Consider the following 20,493-nt stretch of genomic DNA (forward strand, 5'->3'; position numbering starts at 1 on the left):
TCAACCTAATAAAATATTAAAAAAATAAATCTGTTAAGTTAATAGAGTAAGGCTTACCCTCGCCAGACATCGCCTGGACCAGATAACTATAAGGTTTAATGGAAGAAATATCCTTCAATATGGCAGCAGAAAGGATATTGGAATGGATGTTCTAATTGGAATTACGTAGGCAGAGTATTCTCAACTACCACTTTCAGGTAATTTATTTTGTCACATGGCAGACATTTCTTGAAAAATCACAATAAAATCAAGCAAAAAGACGAATAAAGTCATATAAATCACCAGGGGTGTTATGATTTCATTACCCTTTTCGGTGTTCTAACACATATTGAACATATATAACAGGTATGGCCAGCCTACACCGCAGTTGAAATGCAGCAGCGACAAGGCATCCAGCGATTTTAGAGCATCATATATACCGTCCGATAAATGTTAACTCCTACTCAAATCTAATACATTTCCACCGTACCTACAATTCAGTCCGCGCATCTACATTTATCCCGCCGTACAGAGATCCAGCACCCGCACACCGGCATTTCCATTTATTAAACCTTAAAGTTTTTCCGCCGCTTTTCTTCCAAAAAGCTGGCAACGACTATGCACCGCCTATTCCGTGGAGCCCTGCTCCTCACCGCCCCTGCTGTCCCTCGGGACCGCTACCACCTCCCTCTCCCCTCACCCCAAACCCATCCCGACACCCACCAACACCCGGCTGGCAGCCTACTACTGGTTCCTGGTGCCGGGGGACGTTTTCAATGACTACGCCAGCCTCGCCGACGAAATCAACGAATGGTGGTGGTTTTACGACGGCGTCCTCATCAACACCAGCCCCATGGGAGGTACCCTTATCGCCCGCGGCTATATCAACGGAAATATCCCCCACACCGGATTTCCGCTGGTAAACCTCTACGCACATTTTACCTACTGATCTAATAGCCATTATTTTGGGTGAGGTTTGGATTGGCCAGTAGCTCGGAGGCGGGTATGGGATACAACGCGTCAGTTGCCTTCCATCCCGCCTTTCCACCCAAGACCCCATCCGCCATCCCGGTACGCTTCAGGTCCATCCAACGGTGACCCCACTCGGAGAAAAACTCCACCCGCCGCTCATGCATCACGGCATCGATGATCCCGATGTTTGGGTCCACCGGCCCAAGCCCCGCCCGTTGCCTCACCAAATTCAGGTCCGCCGCCGCGCCAGCCGCGTCCCCCACCCTCGCCCGGGCCTCCGCACGAATCAAATACATCTCCGCCATCCTCATCACCGTCTCATACTCCGGATTCGCATTCGTCCACACCGTCTGCCGGTACTTCCACGGATATATATATGTCTTCCCCCTCAACACCAGCCTCTTTGTCCAGGCCGCAACCCGGGTGTCCCCCGGCTCAAAACTCCTAAACAGACTGTCCTGTATTGCATACACCGGCGCCGTCGAATCCCTCTTCGGCTGAAACAGGGCACCCTCCGCGGTGGCCAGCCGAACCGCCGCCCCATCCGGCTGCGGCTGCGAATGCTGTCGATCCCGAGATCGGTTCCGTGAATACTCACGCGCTGCGCCGCGCAGGGGGCGTTCAGGCATAAGAGTACGGTGCAGTATAGCAGGTTGCGTCTGCCCGGTCGGGGCAGGAAACTAAGAGCCTTAAACCACATATATTTCGGTTTTGTGATTACAGAAAAGGGATAAGGCGGATAAAGTCCCCTCTGCGGCCTTAGCTATTGGTCTATTTGATGCCCGAGATAATCAGGCTGTCTTTGTTGATCCTTACGTGTGCATAGTTTTTAAGAACGTTGCTAAATTTTTCCTGGTTGATCATTATTCCGTCGCCGGTGTTGATCGTTATAGTGAGTCTTCCCACGTTGCCCAGGTTGCCGGTCTGATAGATGGTCAGTCCATAATAAGATGCAAAGGACTGCGCAACCCGATGGAGGCTCGCGCCTTTGAAGGGGAATACCATTGGCCTATGCGCCCATCCCCATAGTGCCGTGTCGATGGACGGGCGTTCATTGACGGGTGATCCGTTTCGTATGGTAACGTTTTGATCCGGCGCCATGTCGAGTGATCCGGCAGTTCCTTTGACCCTGATGCTGCCTTCCGCGAGATGGACCTTTGGCTCCGTGGCATTGGTGGCGTCGATCTCAAAGCTGGTTCCGATATCGCTGATGAGTGTTCGCTCGGGTAGTTGGACCGTGAATGGCTGGTCGGGGTTGTGGGTGACGTCAAATCTGGCCTTGCCCTTCTTAAGCTGGTTGCTGTCCCTGAGCCCTGACCAGGCGAGCTTCCGAGGCGGGGGATAATTGGATGCGGGTGTTGTCGGGGAATAAGATATTCAGCGGTTTATGATGGACGCCTACGGACAGTGTCTGCGCAAGCCCCGGCCGGCCCGAGGGGCTGCCTATGACCCGGAGTGAATCGTCGGTGGTCTTTAACAGTGCGGCTCCGCCCGACAGTGGTATGGATGTTCGGTTTGCTACGGTGTCGAGGGCTATCTGACGCCCGTCTAAAATTTGCAGTATACTAAGATCTTCAGCTATTTGCGCTGGGGTGAGGGTTTTTTTGGCGAATTCGTTGGAGGGGGCTGCCGGTTTTTCAACTAGCCGGAATATGGTGTAGGCCGCGCCCGCAAGCACGAGCAGGAGCACCGGCCCAATGAGCCAACGATAGTTGTGTGGACCCTTTTTCGGCGGATTGGCTTCGCGCATATGCTTCTTCACCGCTCTCCAGGCAGCCATTTTCGGCACGTCGCCCTGAGCCTGCTTGTCCTCGTCCAGCCAGGGCTGGTCGACTAGCAGGTCGGCCAGGTTCCGGTGATCCTCCGAAAGGGAATATAATTTTCTGACAATGGCCATTTGCTCGTCGCTCAGTTTCTCTCCTTTTGCGTAGCGGGCAATCAGGCCCATGATCTCCTTGTTGGTTTCAGCCATTATACATTAGTTTGTAGCGGTAAGCTCTTTTTCAGGTCATCCAGGCCCCGGCTCATATGGTTGTATACCGTCCTTTCGCTGAGCTGCTGCTCGTCCGCGATCTGTCTGGCGGTCTTGCCGTTGAGATAGTGTTCGCGGATGGCCATCTTACGCTGGCGGGGAAGCTTGTCCACGGCGGCTATGATCCGCCTGATCAAAACAGACCTGTCTTCTTCCGACTGTGCGTCGACGGCGAAAGCCGCGGTCAGCTGGATATACCGGCGCTCTGCCCGCCGTCTCAGTTGGGTCATTTTCGCGGCTGCGACGAAATAGAGGAAGAAAACCAGTTGGTCTTCGTCTTCAAAGAAGCTGCGGTAGTCCCAGGCTTCCTTAAAGGCAAAGGCAAGTATGTTCGTGGCTGATTTTTCTCCCCGCAATGGCGCATAATGTGCTGATAAAGCCGCGAGTGGTGTCGTTTGTACAGCTGGTAGAATGCGCGGGAGAATCCGTCTTTAAAAGCCGGAAATTGCTTACTAATAAGGCCTTCCATTCTTTATCTAATTTTAACTTTAAAAATTAGAATAAGGTTCACATGGTTCACCTATTATACCTAAACGCGGTCAGAAAATCTCTAACCATAGATTTAGTGTAAAATCGTGGTTTTTTGTTCTAAAATAATTACGGGGATTTTGGCTGAAGCTGGACTTCAGGGATGCAATCCTTGACTATTCTGTATTTTTTTGTACTACCACTGGAAGTTTGGAAAAATTTCATGAGAGGGGGCTGCTTGCATCATTGCTGCATTAATGAAAGATGGAGTTTTTCCAGTTAACCAGTGCAGTTTGGAATTGGTGAATGGAGAAGGGGTCACTGCATGGAAACGCGGGTTCTTTAATTTATCGGATGTGGATGCGCGGATGGCGATGTGGCAGATTGCCCGCTGGTATGACCTCAGGGTCCCGTCGGCAACTTTGACTTTAAAGGGATAGTCAGGAATGAAGACGGGATCTCTCTTGCAGGAGTTAAAACAAAGAAAGGAAAGACAGGGACTGTTAAAGTGGATTTGAATATGCAGCGTAGTTGGGGGCAAGTAACTAGTAATTCAGTGATTGTGAATACACGACAATAGCTGCGCATGCGGCCATGAAGCCTTTGATAATGATGGTTTAAAGGTGATATCTGCGAAAAGTTATCAAAGAGTTGTAAAAAAATATGAGTTTTTAATAGTAGAAAACGGGGGCTTGGAGAGTGTAAAATAAACTGTGTCAAGAGTTAAATTCTTAACTTTAAACACAGCAAAATGAAAAAGAAAGTACCACCGGCCTCAGAGCCATTTGATTATGAGTTAGCCAAACAAAAAGTCAAGGAGCAATTCCGCACTGGTAAATCCTTGTATGGCAAAGACGGTGCCTTTGCCCCAGCTTCTGCAAGATATGCTCAATTCTATCCTCGGAGGGTGAGATGGAAAGCCACCTGGACGAAGAAGAGCGGGACGGCGGGAACCGCAAAAATGGCAAGAGCAAAAAACAACTAAAAACGTCCTCCGGTAACATTGAAGTCAGTACGCCAAGAGATCGGCTGAGCAGTTTTGAGCCGGAGATCGTCAAGAAGCGGGAGACCATTATGGCTCACACGCTCGAGGACAAGATCATCGGTCTTTATAGCCTGGGTACAAGCTTAAGGGATATTAGCGCTCATATCAAGGAGACCTACGATACGGACATTTCAGCTGCCACATTAAGTGCCATTACCGATAAGGTGATCCCTCTGGTCAAGGAATGGCAGCAGCGGCCTTTAGAGGAGCTATATTGTATCGTATGGCTGGATGCCATGTATTATAAGGTCAAAGAAGATGGCCGCGTGCAGACCCGCTGTGTGTACAATATCCTTGGCATTAACAAAGAGGGACAAAAGGATGTGCTGGGCATGTACGTCTCTCAGAGCGAGGGAGCCAATTTTTGGTTGGGTGTGATCAATGACCTGAAGCAAAGAGGTGTCGGCGATATATTGATCGCCTGCATTGACGGCTTGAAGGGATTTGAGGAGGCCATCCGGACGATCTTTCCCGAAACTGAAGTACAGACCTGCATAGTTCACCAGATCCGCAACAGCCTGAAGTATGTGGCCAGCAAAGATCAAAAGGTATTTATGGCTGAGCTAAAACCGGTTTACCGGGCAGACAACGAGGCGCAGGCCCTGGATGAGTTAGCTAAGCTCAGGGAAAGCTGGGGGAAGAAATATCCGATGGTAATCAACTCCTGGGAAACAAACTGGCCCAAATTATCGACCTATTTTAAGTACCCTGCTGGCATCCGTAAACTGATCTACACGACCAATACGATTGAGGGCTACCACCGGCAGATCAGGAAGGTGACCAAGAATAAAGGCGCCTTTACCAGCGATATGGCCCTGTTGAAACTGATCTACCTGGCCACCGACCGCATCGCCAAAAAATGGACCATGCCTTTACAGGGGTGGGCTGTCTCCGCCTCGCAGCTGAAGATTATATTTGGCAACAGAATGATAACGGACTTATGATATCCTTCCGTAAAAAAGAGGCGGCGCCTTGCTCTTTAAATGGAGCCGTCGCCGCCTCAATTAAACTAGATCGAAATTATATCCTGATTTAGTTCATTCTACAGACCCGCCATAGTTCATTATGCAGATCTTTGCCAACAAAAATAATATTATTGCTTTCCGCTGATGCCCTTAATATTTTAACGATAACTTAAACCCCAATGGAAGAATACAAAAATTTCTTGAACCTCGATGTTGTCTGGAAGGACGAATATATGCTTGAATTGGAAATTACTGTGTCAAACAATGGTTACAGCGGTGTCTCTCGAGGCTATGATACCGGGGAACATCTACAAATTCTAGCCGAAAAATTGCAAGGGTTTCCTAAAGATGATCAGTCTATATTTTATGAGATTGGACAATCATTAGGGCAAGGTATTCTTTCAATTTCTTTTTGCCCAATCACCCCTTCTGGACTTGTTGGAGTCAAGGTTCATTTAGAAAAGGAAGGGCCAATCAATTGTCAAAATTCAAAAGTATTTACTGAATTGTTGGTAGAGCCCAATTCTATTGATACATTTCAAAAATATTTGGGTACTTTAGCCGCTAACCAGCAGGGGATCGCTAAATTGATTGCGAGATGAATTCATACTTTAAAAAACAAACTTCCGCTGACACAGTTCATTTTACAGACCCCTTGATTGCGAGATGAATTCATACTTTAAAAAACAAACTTCCGCTGACACAGTTCATTTTACAGACCCGGGGCTTGACGTAGAATATAGTGAACTACGTCCTCAAGTTCCATCGATTGCTTTAAACCTTGTGTCTTTTATTCCAACCAAACTTTTCCTTTACCAGGTCCTTTTTTCAAGCTGAGCAAGAACTGTGTCACGCAAATTCAATTTAACACTATTCACGTCAGTCCTATATAATTAAAAACACTCGTATTATGTTTAAGAAATACTGGTTTGCTCTGATCTCAATTATAATTGGCGCAGCGTTCTCCGTGTGAAGGCTTCCCCCAAAACTGTAGCGATGTAATTTGAAAATTAATCGCTAAAATTGGGAAGCAAAATGAAAAAGACAAAGTTTACGGAGAGCCAGATAATTGGCATTTTAAAGGAACAAGAATCGGGCAAGTCGGTGGCTGATATCTGCCGGAGCCATGGGATCAGCCAGGGCAGCTTTTATGGATGGAAGACCAAGTATTCGGGCCTGGAGATCAACCAGGTTAAGCGGATGAAGGAGCTTGAGTCCGAACTGGCTCAATACAAGAAGATCGTTGCCGAGCAGACATTGCATATTACGGTACTCAAAGATGTGATCGAAAAAAGCTCTAGGGCCTGCTGAAAAGCGAGAACTGATCACTTATGTCCACGAGGAACACAAGATCAGCATTCGGCAGGCCTGTAAGCTCTTTGGCACGCACTGTTCAATGTATTATTATAAGGCACATTTCCGTGATGACGAACCGATCCGGCAAGCGCTGTCGACGATGGCTATCCAGCACAACCGTTGGGGCTTTTGGATGATGTTCGAGCGCCTGCGGTTGCTGGAGTATAAAGACAATCACAAACGTGTCTATCGGATCTATACCCATATGAAGCTGAACTTGCGTCGGAAGCACAAAAAACGGCTGCCGGCGAGGATTTTAGAGCCACTCGCCCAACCGATCCGGCCTAACCTCCATTGGTCAATGGATTTTATGCACGACGGATTGATTGGCGGAAGGCCATTCCGGTCCTTCAACGTGATCGACGAATTTAACCGGGAGGCCTTGAACATTACTCTGGATACCAGTCTGCCGGGTCCCCGGATCATCCGTGAGCTGGACAACGTGATCGAATGGAGAGGTAAACCCAAATGGATCAGGTGTGATAACGGCCCGGAATATGTATCGCAGGCATTACATGATTGGGCGAATGCCAACGGTATCGGGCTGATCTTTATACAGAAGGGAAAGCCGCATCAAAATGGCTACGTAGAAAGGTTCAACCGAACTTACCGGGAAGAAGTACTTGATAACTATGCTTTTGATACTCTGGCCCAGGCAAGACTAATAACGCAAGCCTGGATCTGGATATATAACAACGAACGACCTCATAGCTCTCTCGGATATAAAACACCCAGGGGGTTCCTGTTGAAATATGGTAAATGCCCAAACGCACAAGACCCGGACGTCGCATTTCCCACATTCCAACAGGACGAAGAAAATACATGGGAATCTATGTTTAAAACCGCTACATACTAAGGGAAGCTTTCACGTGCTCGCGGAATTCTCACAGGAACATAGTTTTATCTTCTTCATGATCTTAATTAACGTATTAATGTCAGTACCGGGTATCCATGATCCATTTCTACAACGCAAAGTGGGACAGTTCGCTGACGCAGGACTTCACCATCGTGGGCAATAGTATCGTATTTGAGTGGTACAGGGCGCTCGGCAGCGATAACCAATACGCGGACGGGAAATGTTTCACCGACGTCGCGACGGTAAAAGCCTATATCGCCAAATTCGAAGACCTGAAAAACCATTCCAGGGACTTTCACCTGCCCTGAAAAATGGCTGCACGCCGCAGCGATTCTGCGCTATCATAAAATGAACCATGTAATAATGTTTAATATTTTCCCGCATTTAGCGATCCTTCGTTAAACGATATTACATTTACTTCCCCCTACTGGGCTTCCGCAGCTGCTCTACACATTTTCGCTTACCACGATTCTGCCAATACCTCCTCCACTCTAAGGAAACGGTACCGGTCCGCCGCTCTATGGCGAGTCTTTATTATTATTAAACCTTAAAATTTTTCAGCAGCTTTTTGATTCACAAAAGCGGCAACCATCATGAACCTTCCTATGCGTCTTCTGCTGTCCGCAGCAAGTGGTCACCCTCATCACTACAGCCTTCACGGCCTTCCCCAAAAAAACACTCCCCAAAGAAGCCCCGCGCGCGAAAGAAGAAGCCAAACAAATCATGCTCTACTGGTACACCTACCCTTACGACTTCTACAACGACTATAAGAACATCGCCGACGAAGAATACGAGCTCTGGGCCATGTACGGCTTCCCCGTCAATCAAACGATCGGAGGAGGGACACTTCTTATGAGGGGGTATATCAACAATGCCAATCCCCATAATCAACTGCCGTATGTTTTTCTGTATGGGCATTTTCCATTCATGGTCGATGGACCGGGAAGGCCGACTGAACAGAACGGCAAACCGGATGAACAGGTGGGAAAGCCGGTTGAGCAGGCCGGGAGACAGCCCCAATAATCGCATGCGTTAATAATTAATAGCAAGAAATCCTACCCCCAAACCCAGGCGCTTCATCGCTGACCGATGCAGGCGCCTGGGTTCTAGTATCCCGTATTCTGCGTAAGATTGGGATTCTTGGTCGAGCTCGCCGGCAGGAATCGGATATAGCACCGCTTTCGGCGCCCAGAGGCCTGGCTTTTCGGCGCCGAGGACGGCGTCGGCCTGGCCGCTGCGCTTGAGATCGAGCCAGCGCTGGCCCCATTCGGTGGAGAGCTCGACCTGACGCTCGCGCCAGATGGCGGGGAGGAGGTCGGTGGCTTCGGTAGCCGTCGTGGGCGGAAGGCCTGCGCGGGAACGGATGAGGTTCAGATCGGATGCGGCGTCGGAGTAATTGCCCAGTGAACACGCGCCTCGGCGCGGATCAGGTAGACTTCGCCGAGACGCAGGACCATGTTGTATTCGATACGGGCGCTGTCGAACAGAGCGCGTTTGTACTTGTACGAATAGGTCTTCCCGTTGAGGGCCCTGCGGGTCCATCTCAGCCGCCGCTGGTCGCCTGACTCGTAAGTGTTCAGCAGGAAATCCGTGAGGTAATAAAAAGGAGGAGCGTAGACTGAAGAGGGGATAAAATTCAGCCCTTCGGCGGTCGCCATGGTCTCGTGTACGGGCTGCAGCTGCCAGATGGCTTCGCGGCTGCCGGAAAGGAAAACGCTGTCCAGACTGGGTTCCAACAGGTACTGGGGATTGCCGATGACGGCGCTCGCCGCGCTGTCGGCCTGTGACCAGGCACCCTGATACAAATAGACCCGCGCCAGCAGCGCCGTGGCAGCCGCCCTGTTCGGCCTGGTGCGGTCGTGGGCATAGGCGGCCGTGGTGATATAGCTGTCGGTCAGCAGGTGCTGGGCGTCGGCCAGATCGGACATAATCTGCGCATATACGATAGCGGGGTCGCTACGCGCCAGCAGGGCGGTGGTGGAATAGTCGCTGGTCGTCACCAGGGGCACGGCCCCGTACAGATTCACCAGGTAAAAATAGGCCAGCGCTCTCACGAACTCGGCCTCACCCTTCAGTCCGGCACGGGTAGTCGAAGAGAGATGTGTCGCGCCGTCGAGACTGGCCAGGATCGTGTTGGCCGTATGGATAAAGGTATAGGCCTGAGTATACAGAACGGTGTTCTGCAGATTGTCGGCGGTTAAGGAATTGGTCCGGAAAGGATCTTCGAAAATATTCGGGAAGCTGTTCACAAGCTCGTCCGCGCTGAGGCCGCAGTAGATGGTCAGCCCGCCGTTGAAAAGACCGCGGGTATTGTCCATCATCTGGATATACATACCCGAAAGGGTACTCAGCGCATTGGAGTCGCTCGCAAATACAGTCGCCGTGCTCACCTGATCCTGCGGCGGCGGCACGTCCAGCAACTTGTGGCATCCGGTGGAGGTAATTACACAGGCCGAAAAAACAAGAAACTTATAAAGATGGTCCAGCGCGACATAGTCGTAAGTTTAGAGTGTTATATGAAAGCCCAGCGTGATCATTCTCATAGGTGGCAATACCGAAGGGTCCTGCGTTTCCGGATCGGTCACCGGAAACTTTGTCCAGGTCAGGAGGTTCTGTCCCTGCAGATACAACTGCGCGTTGCTCATCCCGGCCCGCGACACCCATTTGTCCGGCAATCGCCAGCGCAGCGCCAGGCTCTTCAGCCGCAGAAAGGACGCGTCGGTCAGCAGAGCGTCGGAATAAGGATAGTAGCCGGCCTGTTGCGAGGCGGCTGAGCTCTGGTCTGCGGACAGCCGCTGCAGCACTGCCTTGTCACCGGGCGCCCGCCAATGGTCCTGCCATTCGACGGGCCCATTGTTGAGCATGGAAAGACCCAGCTGCCCCGGCGGGGGCTTCAGCTGGTAGAGCATCACCAGCGGATTAATGCCTTTGCCTACGCGGTATTCGAAGAAGATGTTCAGCTGCCAGCGCCGCCACTGAAAGCTCTGGTCGAGACCGCCGTAGTAGTGCAGGTCGGGATTCCCGCCGGGCTTGCGGTCGCCGGGGTCCAGCACGCCATTCTTGTTATAGTCCGTGAATCCAAAGAGGCCCGTCGACCGGTCGACGCCGGTATAGTGATAGCCCGTGATCTCGGACAGCGATTTGCCCTCGTACAGACTCCCCGCATAGGTCGAGCTCGCGAGGTTGGGAAATTTCTTCAGCTGATTGCGTGGCACCGTCAGCACCAAAGTCGACACCCAGCGAAACTCCTTCCCTGGCCCATCGATATTGTGCGTCGTCAGAGTGAACTCCAGCCCATTGTTGACGACATCAGCCGGGAAATTGCTGAACACGCCTGGCAGCCCTGCCTGCGAAGGCAGCGAAGTATAGACCAGCTCGGTTGTTGGTCCAGTCCCGGTAGGCCAGGGCCGTGAGCCCGATCTTGTTATTGAGAAAATACAGATCCAGTTGGACGTCGCTGCTATAATTGACTTCCACGCCAGCCGGTCGTTGGCAAAGGTCTGTGGTATCACGCCCTGCCGGCCCTGATAGCCGCGGGTGGAATTTGTATTGGAGTATGCCTGCGCGAACTGGTTGTCGCCGATCTGGTCGTTACCCGTGGTCCCGATACTGGCCCTTAGCTTGCCAAAGCTCAGCCAGCCCAGTTTGCGCATAAAAAGACTCGTCGGTAAAAACCCAACCGGCTCCGACCTCCCAGAAATTGCCAAATTGTCTCCCCGGCCCAAATCTGCTGCTGCCGTCCCTCCTGCCGGAAACATTCACCAGATAGCGGTCGCGCCAGCTGTAGTTGAGCCTCCCGAAGGCCGCCTCGTAGCGGTAGACGATGGCGTTCTCGTCCGTAGTCGTGGTGATGGGACCCGTGCCGCTGGCCAGCTGCATATCGGTGGTGAAGCCGTTCTGGAAGATATCGGAGTGGGTGGAACGCTGTTGCTGCCAGTTGAGACCGAACAGGGCTTCCAGCCGGTGGCCGCCTTTTTTCAATACGTAGTCCGCATAGCCTTCCGCGAGCTCGCTGTGCCGGTGTATTGCCCGTATAGTATTTGTGTCCCACGGGCTGGATCGCCGGGTCCTGCCCTGCCAGCGGCAGACGGCTGTTCTCGTCCGAAGAGACGCGGTTATATCCCAGATTGGCCTTCAGGTTAAGACCGGGCAACAATTTATAGCTGACCTGCAGACGGCTGAACTGATTCGTCGAGACTGGCCTCGTACCGGTTTCGAATACAGCGCGTCGACATTCGTATAGGCCAGTCCGTTGTACGCCCATTGGTATTGACCTGCCGCATTCCGGGAGGGGGAGTATCCGGTGTCGAGTATTGGAACACGGAAAAGTCCTGTGTCGGCAGTTCCGTATTCACCCAGCTGTAAATGGCGGAGAGGTCGACGTGGAACTTCCGGTCGGTGGTCTGGTGTGTCAGGTGACCATACAGGGATTTCCAGTCCTGCCCCTGTACCTCTTCCGAATGCGGCGCCCTCGCCGTGATAGTTGCCGGAGACGAGGAAGACGGTATTTGAATCCCCTCCAGAGATTTCCGCGCGAGCGTCTTTTACAAGCCCGGTATGTCCCATGACCATTTTCTTATAGTTGGTGTAGCGCGTGCTGTCCCAGAGGAAGAGGTCGGGCGCCGTGGTTGAATCGACGGTCATCCCGTCGTTGGTGATGGCCTCTTCCCTGAGAGCCCGGTATTGCATCGTGTTCAGCGGCCTGCTCGTCTTCACCGCGTGCGAACCTCCGCCCGAGACGTCGAAACACCATTTGGTGCGACCGGCCAGCCCCTGTTTGAGGGTAATGAGGATCACTCCGTTGGCGCCGCGGCTGCCGTAAATCGCGGTGGCGGAGGCGCCTCTCAGCACTTCGATGCCGGCGACGGAGGACAGCGGAATGCTGTTGAGCGAGGCCGCGCCCATCAGTCCCTGCGCCGATCCGCTGCCAATGGTACTCAATGAACCGTTGTTGCCGGCAATGGGCATCCCGTCGATGATGATCAGCGGCTCGGTACCCTGTGCGATGCTGTGGAGGCCGCGGATGAGAAAGCCGTAGGCCGAACCCGGCACGCCGTTGTACTGCTTCACCTCGAGACCCGGGATCCGGCCTTCCAGCGCCCCGGGGATATTGCCGATGGGCTGTCCGCCGAGGTCTTTTAGTTTGAATGTGCCCGGAGGGTTCATACTTAGCCGCGTCGTAGTCTTGCCATAAGGCAGTACCACGATATTGTCCAGTGTATTGGTCGTGGGTTGCAGAACAATGGTATGCTGGTCGGTATTGTTCAGGGTTAGGGTCGGGAGAATAGCCTGTGTAAGAGAACGTAGCCCTGGTCGCGCGGGCTTTCGCCTTTATCCGAAATTTGCCTTCCTCATTCGTCGTGGCCACCGCCGGGCTGTCGACCAGAATAGAGGCGCCCACCAGCGGCTGTCCATCGGCGCTGATCACCTGACCCTGAAACGGGATAAAGATCGGGACGTTAGCGGGTACTTTGCGGTAGATGGAAATGGTCTTGTTCTCGATGAGATAGCCCAGCTGAAGTCCGGCAAAGATGGTATGCAGGGTCTCCTGTATATCGGCATTCTTCAGGTCGACGTCGACGGTCGGGGCGTCCTCGAAATTGAGGGAGGTGTAGGCGAAATCATATCCGAGTTGTTTTTTGATCTGGCTGAACACGTAGGGGAATGAGAGGTCTTTCCCTTTCAGGGTCAGGCGTTGGAGTGTTTTGGGCGCTGACACAGACCGGCAGCGCTAATAACAGAAGGGTCACAGTCTTGAAGGACATGTATACAGTTTTGGTTGGAAGCCGAGGTTTAAAGAAGATGCAAGGACAGGAAAGTGCCGGCTCTCACACTGCAGTGATGACCGGCACATGAGTCTGGTCTAAAACGGGAAGGCAAGGTTTAATGGCTGACATTTGATCAGCGGGCGGCCACAGCTGCCGATACCTGGATCGTGTCGCCTTTCCTTTGCAGGAAGGCGTACCCGCGTTCGATGCGGTCGATCTGTCCCAGTATGGCCTCCAGCGACTCTTTCTGCCGGAACCCACCGGTGATGGGCGCTCCCACCACGTTGTCCGGATTATATATTTTTACCTGGTGCCAGCGGGCGATCCGCCGGACTACCGTATTCAGGTCTGCGTTCTCAAAATTAAATTCGGGGTCGGGATTAGCCCACGAGAGGACTTTTGAGGAATCTTCTATGCGCCGGATCTGCAGTCTTCCGTTCGTTATCAGCGCCTGCTGCGATGGCTTCAGCAATTTGGTCTCTGTTCCCTGGATGACGTTCACCGCACCGCTGAACAAGGAGACGGTATTGATTGTCTCGTCATCATAGCCGGAGATATTGAATCCGGTGCCCAGCACTTCGACCCGGATCTTTTGGGTACGAACGGTAAACGGCTTGCCAGCGTCTTTCGAAGCCTCGAAGTATGCCTCTCCGGCGAGTTCCAGCTGCCGCTGTCCTTCGTGGAAGGAGGTGGAAAGGCTGGACCCATAGGACAGCATAGCGCTGCTGCCATCCGGGAAGACCAGGTGGAACGGGCGGGTGCGCCCCGTCGTTATGCGGCTGTCGATCGCCGTCTCCTTTACTCCCGGTCTCAGGGTATATACGAGCCGATCGCTGTCGGTCTTGGTAAGGATAAATTCCGCGGTCTCTGCGATCTTTCCGTTGGGTGTGTTGTCCAGGGGTATCGTTCTTCCATCGGCCAGTGTCAGCAGGACCTGGTGGTTGCCTTTTAGTTGGCCCGCTGACGCGGCGAGTTCCGGTACGGCTAGGTCGCTGCCCGCCGACCGACGGTGTAAATAGCATTTAAAAGCCTGCCCAGCCTGCCACCAGCAGAACGCCTGCAGCGACTATGGGAACCCATTGCTTTACCCGGCGCAGGTGTCCGGGCGTGCGCAGCGGCTCGTTCTGAATATCGAGGGCTATCCGGTCGCGGATAAAATCCCACATCCTGTCAGTAGGAACGTTCTCGAGGCGCTGAAGGTTTTCCCGGAGCCAGTCCAGGTCGCGAAATTTTTCCGGCAGGTCGCCATGGTCCTGTGAGCGGGCCTGCCAGTCCCTGAGCTCGGCCATTTCCTGTCTGCTAAGACGCCGGCCGCGAGCATATTTGATGATCAGCTCTTCGATCTGGATGGGTTGCTTAGGCATAAGATCAGGGTTTGTGGGGGCGTGCATAGGATAAGAAATGCCGTCCTCTGTTATTAGTAATAGTAAAACCGCTATTTTTTCCACCTCGTCTGTAGAATATTTTCGAAATTTTTTTGGGTCTATTGCCAAGCCGACATCAGGAGAATGAGAACCAGGTGGTTGCGGGGGAAGACGGTGGTAAAGTAGTCATAGGCGCGGGAGAGATGTTTGTAGACGTTCTTCTCGCTGGTGCCGAGTTTTTTCGCGATCGAACGTACGTCCATCCGCTGGGTAAAGCTGAGGAGGAACACTTCTTTTTGTCGCGGCGGCAGGTTGCCGATATGCTGAAAGATCAGGGAGAGTATTTTATCCTTGGCGATTTCGACTTCGTCAAACTGTGTGGCCCATTCGTACTGGTAAATGGCCCATGCTGCTTCGGATTCGACCTGTTTCTTGAGGCTGACGAGGTGGGCGATCGCCATGCGGCGGGACACCAGGTAGAGGAAGTTGACGAGGTGGTTGGCGTCTTTTATCCGGTCGCGGTTGTCCCAGAGGAGGACGAAGACGTCGTCGATGATCTCTTCGGCCACGGCGTTGTTGTGTATCAGATTCAGGACATAATTATAGGCCGGCCGGTGGTAGAAGTCGTAGAAGTATTTGAAAGCGCGTCCGTTGCCTTTTTTGAACAGGTCGAACTGCTCATGGATTTCAGCAGGGACTTGGTTATGGTTTTTGTGCGGCATGGTATACAGTGGTTAATTCTTTTCACATACCGTTGCGTGGTGGAAAACTCTCTCCACTATTATTAAATACGTACAATGAAAAGGTTTTTGTCAGCGGCGATCACGCTTTTTCTTTTTCTTAGTGTTCATGCGCAGTCTACCGTCCGGCATGTGGTCCTTATTACGATCGAGTGGTATGCGTCCGGAATTTTATGAAGATCCATCGTGGCCGGCTCCTAATCTCCAGTATATGATGAAGGAAGGTGCATACGCGGTGCATGTGCGGCCTGTTTTCCCTACTGTGACGCTGCCTAATCATACGGCCATGATAACCGGCGCTCTTCCGGCGCGCAGCGGGTATATCTCAATAGTCCGTTCATCCCGCTGAGCACGGCGCCGTCATGGAACTTTAACGCCGATATCATCAAATTACCCACTTTGTTCGACGCCGTTCACGCAACTGGCAGAGTTACAGCGGCTGTGGACTGGCCCGTTACCGTTGGAGCGGCGTCGATCGACTTCAATTTTCCGGATTACTGGGGCTTTGATGCCAGGACCGACAATATTGCGCTGATGCGGAGCGCGGTTCGTCCTTCCGGCCTCTGGGATGAACTGGAAGCCAATGTATTGGGGAAGGTGTTCAGCGAGGAGATCAATAGCGACGACCTGTTGCGCACGGACGAGAATGCCGGGCGCATTGCGGCCTATATTATCATGAAGTACAAGCCGGCTTTTACGACCTTTCATATCACGGAGACGGATCATGCGCAGCATGACCATGGGCGGGAGGGTTATGAGGTGAGGACGGCGGTTGCGGCGGCGGACCGGGCGGTGGGATCGGTGCTGGAGGCTGTGCGCCGGGCGGGTATTAAAGACAGTACGGCGATATTGATCTGTGGCGATCACGGATTTACAGACATCCATGCGGCGCTGGAGCCGAATGTCTGGCTGGCACAGGCCGGGTTGTTTCAGAAGGGGCAGCACTGGCGCTCCCGATTCATGTCAGCCAGCGGGGCGGCCTTGTTCTATCTGGAGGACAAGAAGGATTTGAAGACGCTTGGGGAGGTGTTGAAGGTGATGCGTTCGGTGCCCGAGAAGTACCGGCATTTGTTCCGGATACTTGAGCGTCCGGAGCTGGACAGGCTGGGTGTGGATTCATCGGCGGCTCTGGCGCTGGCTCCGGCGCTTGGTGTGGCGGTCGGCAATGCTTCGGAGGGGAGGTGCTGAGGGCGGCGCATGGCGGGACGCACGGATTCATGAACGACGAGCCGCAGATGTTCACGGGCTTTATAGCCTATGGGGCGGGAATATATAAGGGCGCTGTTATTCCGGAGATGGGAACGCAGGACGTGGCGCCACTGGTGGCCAGGCTATTAGGCCTCGAGTTTCCCTGTCCCGACGGCATCCTCTATCCGGGCTTAATAAAAAAGTAACCGAAATACAAAAGATCCCGCTGGCAAATTCGCGGGATTTTTTATAACTTGTAGTGGCCATTCGACTATTCCTTTTTTCCTTATTCTTATTTTAGCATCTTCTTTAAATCCTACGCTATCTCCTATGAGAAGGTGGAGGTGTTTGCGTTTATACGGAACTGTTATTTTTTTCCGCTGAGGTTGTGATATTCGCCGGGTGAGAGGGAAGCCCGTACGATTTTATAAAGATTGTAGTTTTTTCGACTATAAAACATTAGTTTTAGTCCGTAGAAATTAAATGAAACGAAAAATATGTTGCGTATAATCACGGAAATTGAATTTATTTGCAGCGCGAAGGGCTGAGGCCCATCCTGCATGAAAAATTCCGTGTACCAACCATCGATTGCTCGTCACCTTCCCGCCTATCATGAAGGCCTTTAAACTTATATCCTTTTAGATTCCCGGACGGGGTGGAATGTTCCGCCGAAGTTCCTGGGAGAACGTGGTGCGTCATTGTGAAATGAAATAAGAATCCGTATACATCAATTTACAGTTTTAGGCATGCAGGCAAGTACAAGAGCTGATAACGCGGTCTTAGATAATGAAGAGGCCATCATGGTTTCCTTCCGCGAAGGAGACAAGGAGGCATTCCGATGGGTATATGACCGGATGGCCCGGCCGCTGACCTTCTTTGTGGAGAATATCATCCATTCGCTGGTCGATTCGGAAGACATTGTCGCCAATGCCTTCTACAAGTTGTTTCATGCGCGTGCGGGCATGAAGTCTTACGAGCACGTGAAGCGGTGGCTCTATGTCATCGTGCGCAATGAGGCGATCGACCACCTGCGCCTGAAGAACAAACAACGCGAAAGCAAACACGATCTCGCCTACCTGGAGACCGGCATCGACGAGCAGCTGGAGACGGAGCGTGTCAAGGCCGTCCTTTTCCAGAGCATCCTGCAGGAGATCGAGAAGTTGCCCCGTCAGCGCAAGACTATATTGCGGCTGTATTTCTTCGAGCAGAAGACGACGCACGAGATCGCGGAAATGATGCAATTGAACAGTCAAACCGTCCTAAACCATAAGGCTAAGGCCCTGGAAACCTTAAGAAAGAGTGGACTCAAACTGAAATGGCTCCTTGCTGGTGCGCCCGGCTTCCTGCTGGCCACCGCCTTTCACCTATTGAAATAAAGGCCGGACTGTGTGTTCGGTTGAAGACTGAACATTGCGTTCGGTTACACACGAGGCCTTTGGCCGAAGTGTACAGACATTATTGTTTGGGACAAAAAATTTACCTTTTGTTTAAATTTTTTGTCCCACATATTATTTAACGAATTCTTAATCCGGCTGGATTGGTTAAAATGTTAGCCGTCACGTGGCCCGGAGAGGAGAAGTGTAAATATTTTATGGAGCATTCTTTTGATATAGATCGGATTGTAATCAAGTACGTGAGGGAAGAGGATCTCTCTCCGGAGGAGACCGCATTTTTACAGCAGTGGCTGGAGGCGGACCCTAGCCGTGAGGCGATGATCAATGATATCAGGAACCAGACGGACTGGATGAAAGATAGTCTCAAACAGATGCAACAGACTTCTCATTCCCGGATATGGGACCAGTTGAGTAGCAGGCTGGAAGAAGAAGGAAGCTGGAGGAGTGAGGGTGCGGTGGCCGAGGCGCCGGTAGTGCCTCTCGGTGCGGGTACCCGCTGGTGGCGCAGGATTGCGGCGGCGGTGGCGGTTGCGGCGATTGCGGGAGGTGGGTATTGGGTGGTGAAGCACGGTTCACGTGGGGCGGTGGTTCCCGAAGTTCAGCCGCAGGTGGCTTCTGCGCCGGCTGATGCGCAGCCTGGTGGGAACAGGGCGACGCTGACGCTGTCGAATGGTCAGCAGATCAATCTGGACAACAGTGGGAATGGAGTCGTTGCGAGCCAGGGCAATATGAACGTCACGAAATTAGGCGACGGCCAGCTGGCTTATAAGAAAGCGTCGGAGACTCTGACGGCCGCTGCCCTGTTCAATACGCTAAGCACGCCGCGGGCGGGTCAGTTTACGCTGACGCTTCCCGACGGATCGCGGGTTTGGCTGAATAATGCTTCTTCGATCCGCTATCCCGTTGCTTTCAGCGGCGGTTCGCGCGAAGTCGAGCTGACCGGCGAAGCTTATTTCGAGGTCGCGAAAGACGCGGCGCATCCTTTCAAAGTGGCTGTGAAGAAGGGCGAGCGGATTAGTACTATCGAAGTACTCGGTACTTCCTTCAATATTATGGCGTATGAAGACGAAGGCGCGGAACGTACGACGCTGGTTGAAGGCAGCGTACGATTCGTAAACGGCAGTGCCAGCACCCTCCTAAAACCTGAAGAGCAGTCTGTCCTTGACGAAAAAGGCAGCCTCAAAACCCTTGACCATGTAAATGTTGCGGAGATCACCGCGTGGAAGAACGGTTTCTTCCATTTTGATCATGCCTCACTCCAGACGACGATGCGTCAGCTTGCCCGCTGGTATGATGTCGATGTTCGGTATGAAGAGAAGATCGAAGACCAGCAATTCAACGGAATGGGTAAGATCCAGCGGAACCTGCCGCTGTCGGTGGTGCTGAAGGGATTGGAGAATGAACATATTCATTTTCAGTTGAACGGAAGAGAATTGGTGGTGAAGCCGTAGGATTAAGCATTCTTTTTTCGATGCCCGCCAGCAGCATTCCTTTAACATCCACTCCGGTCTCGCCGAGACCTTTTAGTTCCGCGAATTTGTCCAGTGGGATATGGTCGTATTTGACACCAAAGTTGGCGAAAACCTACCCTTCCTACAATTCGGCGATCTCATAGTTCTGGTAAAGGTGTTTGAGCCATTTCGACTGGATACGAAACTGACTTCGCCTCTTCGTTTTCGAACGGACTCCGTCACCCTCCTGCTTAATGGCCGGGTCATAGTAGATACGGCCCTTCGCCATCAGTTGCAGGAACAGCTCGAAATCCGCTCCCGTACCCAGTATCAGCTGGCTGCCATATCTGTATTTTGTGCCTCCGGACTTTGAGCACACTGAAGGCACATAACAGGCCCGGTTATGTTTTTTGGCCCAGTGGCCGAGGAGACTGGCAAAGCTCCAGCTGGCCGCTACTTCTCCATCTCTGTTGAACAGTGCGACCATTCCGTAGGGATCGAGGATCTTCCCGGTCGGCACGTCGAAGCCGATAAGCCTCATCTCGAGTGAGGTCGTCCTGTGCACTTCTCCGTGCCGGTGTATGCCCCCGAAATTGATCCGATTCTCCCGTCCGCGCTTGTCAGGGTAGCCATATTTCTGAAGAAATACACCCACTCCTTCGTCCCTGTACTGGCCTCCGGTTGGTTCGGGGGTCATCAGCGTTATAACGGCGCTGCCGGGCTTTGACAACTGTTTTACGCTGTACTGCTTGACTTCCCAGCCCATATAGTCGGGATCCGAATTGCCGTTGGGCAGTATACCCAGCTCTGCCTCCAGGGTATAGCCACCTCCATTGGGTGATTCGTAGGGGATGACCTCACCCTGGCATTCATCCGCTGCGAGTTGATCCAACCAAGGCGGTGGATCCTGCGGAG

General features: G+C 52.4%; 23 protein-coding genes and 4 pseudogenes. 12 read left to right on the plus strand and 15 right to left on the minus strand.

The features are described from left to right. The first annotated feature begins 613 nt into the window (after positions 1-613). Positions 614-928: a hypothetical protein gene (locus tag ACQ86N_RS39075; RefSeq protein WP_431211755.1), complete on the plus strand. Its 315-nt coding sequence runs from the start codon at positions 614-616 to the stop codon at positions 926-928. 1 nt (position 929) lies between these two features. Here ACQ86N_RS39075 and ACQ86N_RS39080 read toward each other — a convergent pair whose 3' ends face one another. The 5 genes and pseudogenes from ACQ86N_RS39080 to ACQ86N_RS39100 all read right to left on the minus strand — a co-directional run bounded on the left by ACQ86N_RS39080 (position 930) and on the right by ACQ86N_RS39100 (position 3,339). Next, a complete protein-coding gene (locus ACQ86N_RS39080; RefSeq protein ID WP_431211756.1) occupies positions 930-1,580 on the minus strand; it encodes a RagB/SusD family nutrient uptake outer membrane protein in 651 nt (216 codons plus the stop codon). Positions 1,581-1,722: 142 nt separating this feature from the next. Next, positions 1,723-2,052 carry a hypothetical protein gene (locus ACQ86N_RS39085; protein ID WP_431211757.1) on the minus strand — a complete coding sequence of 110 codons (330 nt, stop codon included), beginning with the start codon at positions 2,050-2,052 and terminating at the stop codon, positions 1,723-1,725. 90 nt (positions 2,053-2,142) lie between these two features. Further along, positions 2,143-2,328 (minus strand): annotated as a pseudogene (locus ACQ86N_RS39090) (hypothetical protein); the annotation flags it as partial. Then, the gene (locus ACQ86N_RS39095; protein WP_431211758.1) at positions 2,240-2,923 is read right to left on the minus strand and encodes a hypothetical protein; all 684 of its coding nucleotides are present in this window, start codon (positions 2,921-2,923) and stop codon (positions 2,240-2,242) included. The gene ACQ86N_RS39095 and the pseudogene ACQ86N_RS39090, both read right to left, overlap by 89 nt. After that, a complete protein-coding gene (locus tag ACQ86N_RS39100) occupies positions 2,923-3,339 on the minus strand; it encodes a sigma-70 family RNA polymerase sigma factor (RefSeq protein WP_431211759.1) in 417 nt (138 codons plus the stop codon). Before ACQ86N_RS39100 ends, ACQ86N_RS39095 begins: the two co-directional genes overlap by 1 nt. An 863-nt stretch (positions 3,340-4,202) precedes the next feature. On the opposite strand from ACQ86N_RS39100, the pseudogene ACQ86N_RS39105 reads away from it, so the two are divergent. The 5 genes and pseudogenes from ACQ86N_RS39105 (at position 4,203) to ACQ86N_RS39125 (ending at position 8,696) form a co-directional block, all read left to right on the plus strand. Then, positions 4,203-5,440: pseudogene (locus ACQ86N_RS39105) on the plus strand (IS256 family transposase). Between the two features lie 200 nt (positions 5,441-5,640). Beyond that, positions 5,641-6,063, plus strand: coding sequence for a hypothetical protein (locus ACQ86N_RS39110; RefSeq protein WP_431211760.1), 423 nt, complete (start codon positions 5,641-5,643; stop codon positions 6,061-6,063). Positions 6,064-6,496: 433 nt separating this feature from the next. After that, positions 6,497-7,568 (plus strand): annotated as a pseudogene (locus ACQ86N_RS39115) (IS3 family transposase); the annotation flags it as partial. 200 nt (positions 7,569-7,768) lie between these two features. Further along, positions 7,769-7,981: a hypothetical protein gene (locus tag ACQ86N_RS39120; RefSeq protein ID WP_431211761.1), complete on the plus strand. Its 213-nt coding sequence runs from the start codon at positions 7,769-7,771 to the stop codon at positions 7,979-7,981. Between the two features lie 322 nt (positions 7,982-8,303). Then, positions 8,304-8,696, plus strand: a complete 393-nt coding sequence (locus ACQ86N_RS39125; RefSeq protein ID WP_431211762.1) for a hypothetical protein — start codon at positions 8,304-8,306, stop codon at positions 8,694-8,696. 9 nt (positions 8,697-8,705) lie between these two features. On the opposite strand, the gene ACQ86N_RS39130 is transcribed toward ACQ86N_RS39125, so the two are convergent. The 7 genes and pseudogenes from ACQ86N_RS39130 to ACQ86N_RS39160 form a co-directional block, all read right to left on the minus strand. Then, the gene (locus tag ACQ86N_RS39130; protein WP_431217775.1) at positions 8,706-9,137 is read right to left on the minus strand and encodes a RagB/SusD family nutrient uptake outer membrane protein; all 432 of its coding nucleotides are present in this window, start codon (positions 9,135-9,137) and stop codon (positions 8,706-8,708) included. Beyond that, on the minus strand, positions 9,044-10,084 hold the full coding sequence (locus ACQ86N_RS39135) for a RagB/SusD family nutrient uptake outer membrane protein (protein WP_431217776.1): 1,041 nt from the start codon (positions 10,082-10,084) through the stop codon (positions 9,044-9,046). Before ACQ86N_RS39135 ends, ACQ86N_RS39130 begins: the two co-directional genes overlap by 94 nt. Positions 10,085-10,177: 93 nt before the next feature. Next, positions 10,178-11,326: a hypothetical protein gene (locus tag ACQ86N_RS39140; RefSeq protein WP_431211763.1), complete on the minus strand. Its 1,149-nt coding sequence runs from the start codon at positions 11,324-11,326 to the stop codon at positions 10,178-10,180. After that, positions 11,265-11,654 carry a hypothetical protein gene (locus ACQ86N_RS39145; RefSeq protein ID WP_431211764.1) on the minus strand — a complete coding sequence of 130 codons (390 nt, stop codon included), beginning with the start codon at positions 11,652-11,654 and terminating at the stop codon, positions 11,265-11,267. Before ACQ86N_RS39145 ends, ACQ86N_RS39140 begins: the two co-directional genes overlap by 62 nt. Before the next feature lie 153 nt (positions 11,655-11,807). Further along, complete coding sequence (locus ACQ86N_RS39150; protein ID WP_431211765.1) at positions 11,808-12,878, minus strand: TonB-dependent receptor plug domain-containing protein; 1,071 nt, start codon at positions 12,876-12,878, stop codon at positions 11,808-11,810. Between the two features lie 325 nt (positions 12,879-13,203). Then, positions 13,204-13,392: pseudogene (locus tag ACQ86N_RS39155) on the minus strand (hypothetical protein); the annotation flags it as partial. Between the two features lie 182 nt (positions 13,393-13,574). Continuing rightward, a complete protein-coding gene (locus ACQ86N_RS39160) occupies positions 13,575-14,159 on the minus strand; it encodes a FecR family protein (protein WP_431211766.1) in 585 nt (194 codons plus the stop codon). A 27-nt stretch (positions 14,160-14,186) separates the two neighbouring features. Between ACQ86N_RS39160 and ACQ86N_RS39165 the strand changes: the two genes are divergently transcribed. Further along, a complete protein-coding gene (locus ACQ86N_RS39165) occupies positions 14,187-14,393 on the plus strand; it encodes a hypothetical protein (protein WP_431211767.1) in 207 nt (68 codons plus the stop codon). Between the two features lie 70 nt (positions 14,394-14,463). On the opposite strand, the gene ACQ86N_RS39170 is transcribed toward ACQ86N_RS39165, so the two are convergent. Together ACQ86N_RS39170 and ACQ86N_RS39175 are read right to left on the minus strand one after the other, a co-directional pair. Then, positions 14,464-14,805, minus strand: a complete 342-nt coding sequence (locus ACQ86N_RS39170) for a hypothetical protein (protein WP_431211768.1) — start codon at positions 14,803-14,805, stop codon at positions 14,464-14,466. A gap of 119 nt (positions 14,806-14,924) precedes the next feature. Continuing rightward, entirely contained in the window at positions 14,925-15,527 is a 603-nt protein-coding gene (locus ACQ86N_RS39175; RefSeq protein WP_431211769.1) for an RNA polymerase sigma factor, read from the minus strand. Positions 15,528-15,702: 175 nt separating this feature from the next. On the opposite strand from ACQ86N_RS39175, the gene ACQ86N_RS39180 reads away from it, so the two are divergent. The 5 genes from ACQ86N_RS39180 to ACQ86N_RS39200 all read left to right on the plus strand — a co-directional run bounded on the left by ACQ86N_RS39180 (position 15,703) and on the right by ACQ86N_RS39200 (position 19,578). Next, positions 15,703-15,894, plus strand: coding sequence for an alkaline phosphatase family protein (locus ACQ86N_RS39180; protein WP_431211770.1), 192 nt, complete (start codon positions 15,703-15,705; stop codon positions 15,892-15,894). Positions 15,895-15,944: 50 nt separating this feature from the next. Then, a complete protein-coding gene (locus ACQ86N_RS39185) occupies positions 15,945-16,733 on the plus strand; it encodes an alkaline phosphatase family protein (RefSeq protein WP_431211771.1) in 789 nt (262 codons plus the stop codon). After that, complete coding sequence (locus ACQ86N_RS39190; protein WP_431211772.1) at positions 16,727-16,939, plus strand: hypothetical protein; 213 nt, start codon at positions 16,727-16,729, stop codon at positions 16,937-16,939. The genes ACQ86N_RS39185 and ACQ86N_RS39190 overlap by 7 nt, the downstream gene beginning before the upstream one ends. A gap of 594 nt (positions 16,940-17,533) precedes the next feature. After that, positions 17,534-18,109 (plus strand): RNA polymerase sigma factor, encoded by a 576-nt coding sequence (locus ACQ86N_RS39195; RefSeq protein WP_431211773.1) that lies wholly within the window; start codon positions 17,534-17,536, stop codon positions 18,107-18,109. Positions 18,110-18,324: 215 nt separating this feature from the next. Further along, the gene (locus tag ACQ86N_RS39200) at positions 18,325-19,578 is read left to right on the plus strand and encodes a FecR domain-containing protein (RefSeq protein ID WP_431211774.1); all 1,254 of its coding nucleotides are present in this window, start codon (positions 18,325-18,327) and stop codon (positions 19,576-19,578) included. A 142-nt stretch (positions 19,579-19,720) separates the two neighbouring features. On the opposite strand, the gene ACQ86N_RS39205 is transcribed toward ACQ86N_RS39200, so the two are convergent. Continuing rightward, the gene (locus ACQ86N_RS39205) at positions 19,721-20,470 is read right to left on the minus strand and encodes an MvaI/BcnI family restriction endonuclease (RefSeq protein WP_431211775.1); all 750 of its coding nucleotides are present in this window, start codon (positions 20,468-20,470) and stop codon (positions 19,721-19,723) included. Between the last annotated feature and the right edge of the window lie 23 nt (positions 20,471-20,493).

Source organism: Puia sp. P3 (assembly GCF_050632245.1).
Classification (GTDB): domain Bacteria; phylum Bacteroidota; class Bacteroidia; order Chitinophagales; family Chitinophagaceae; genus Puia.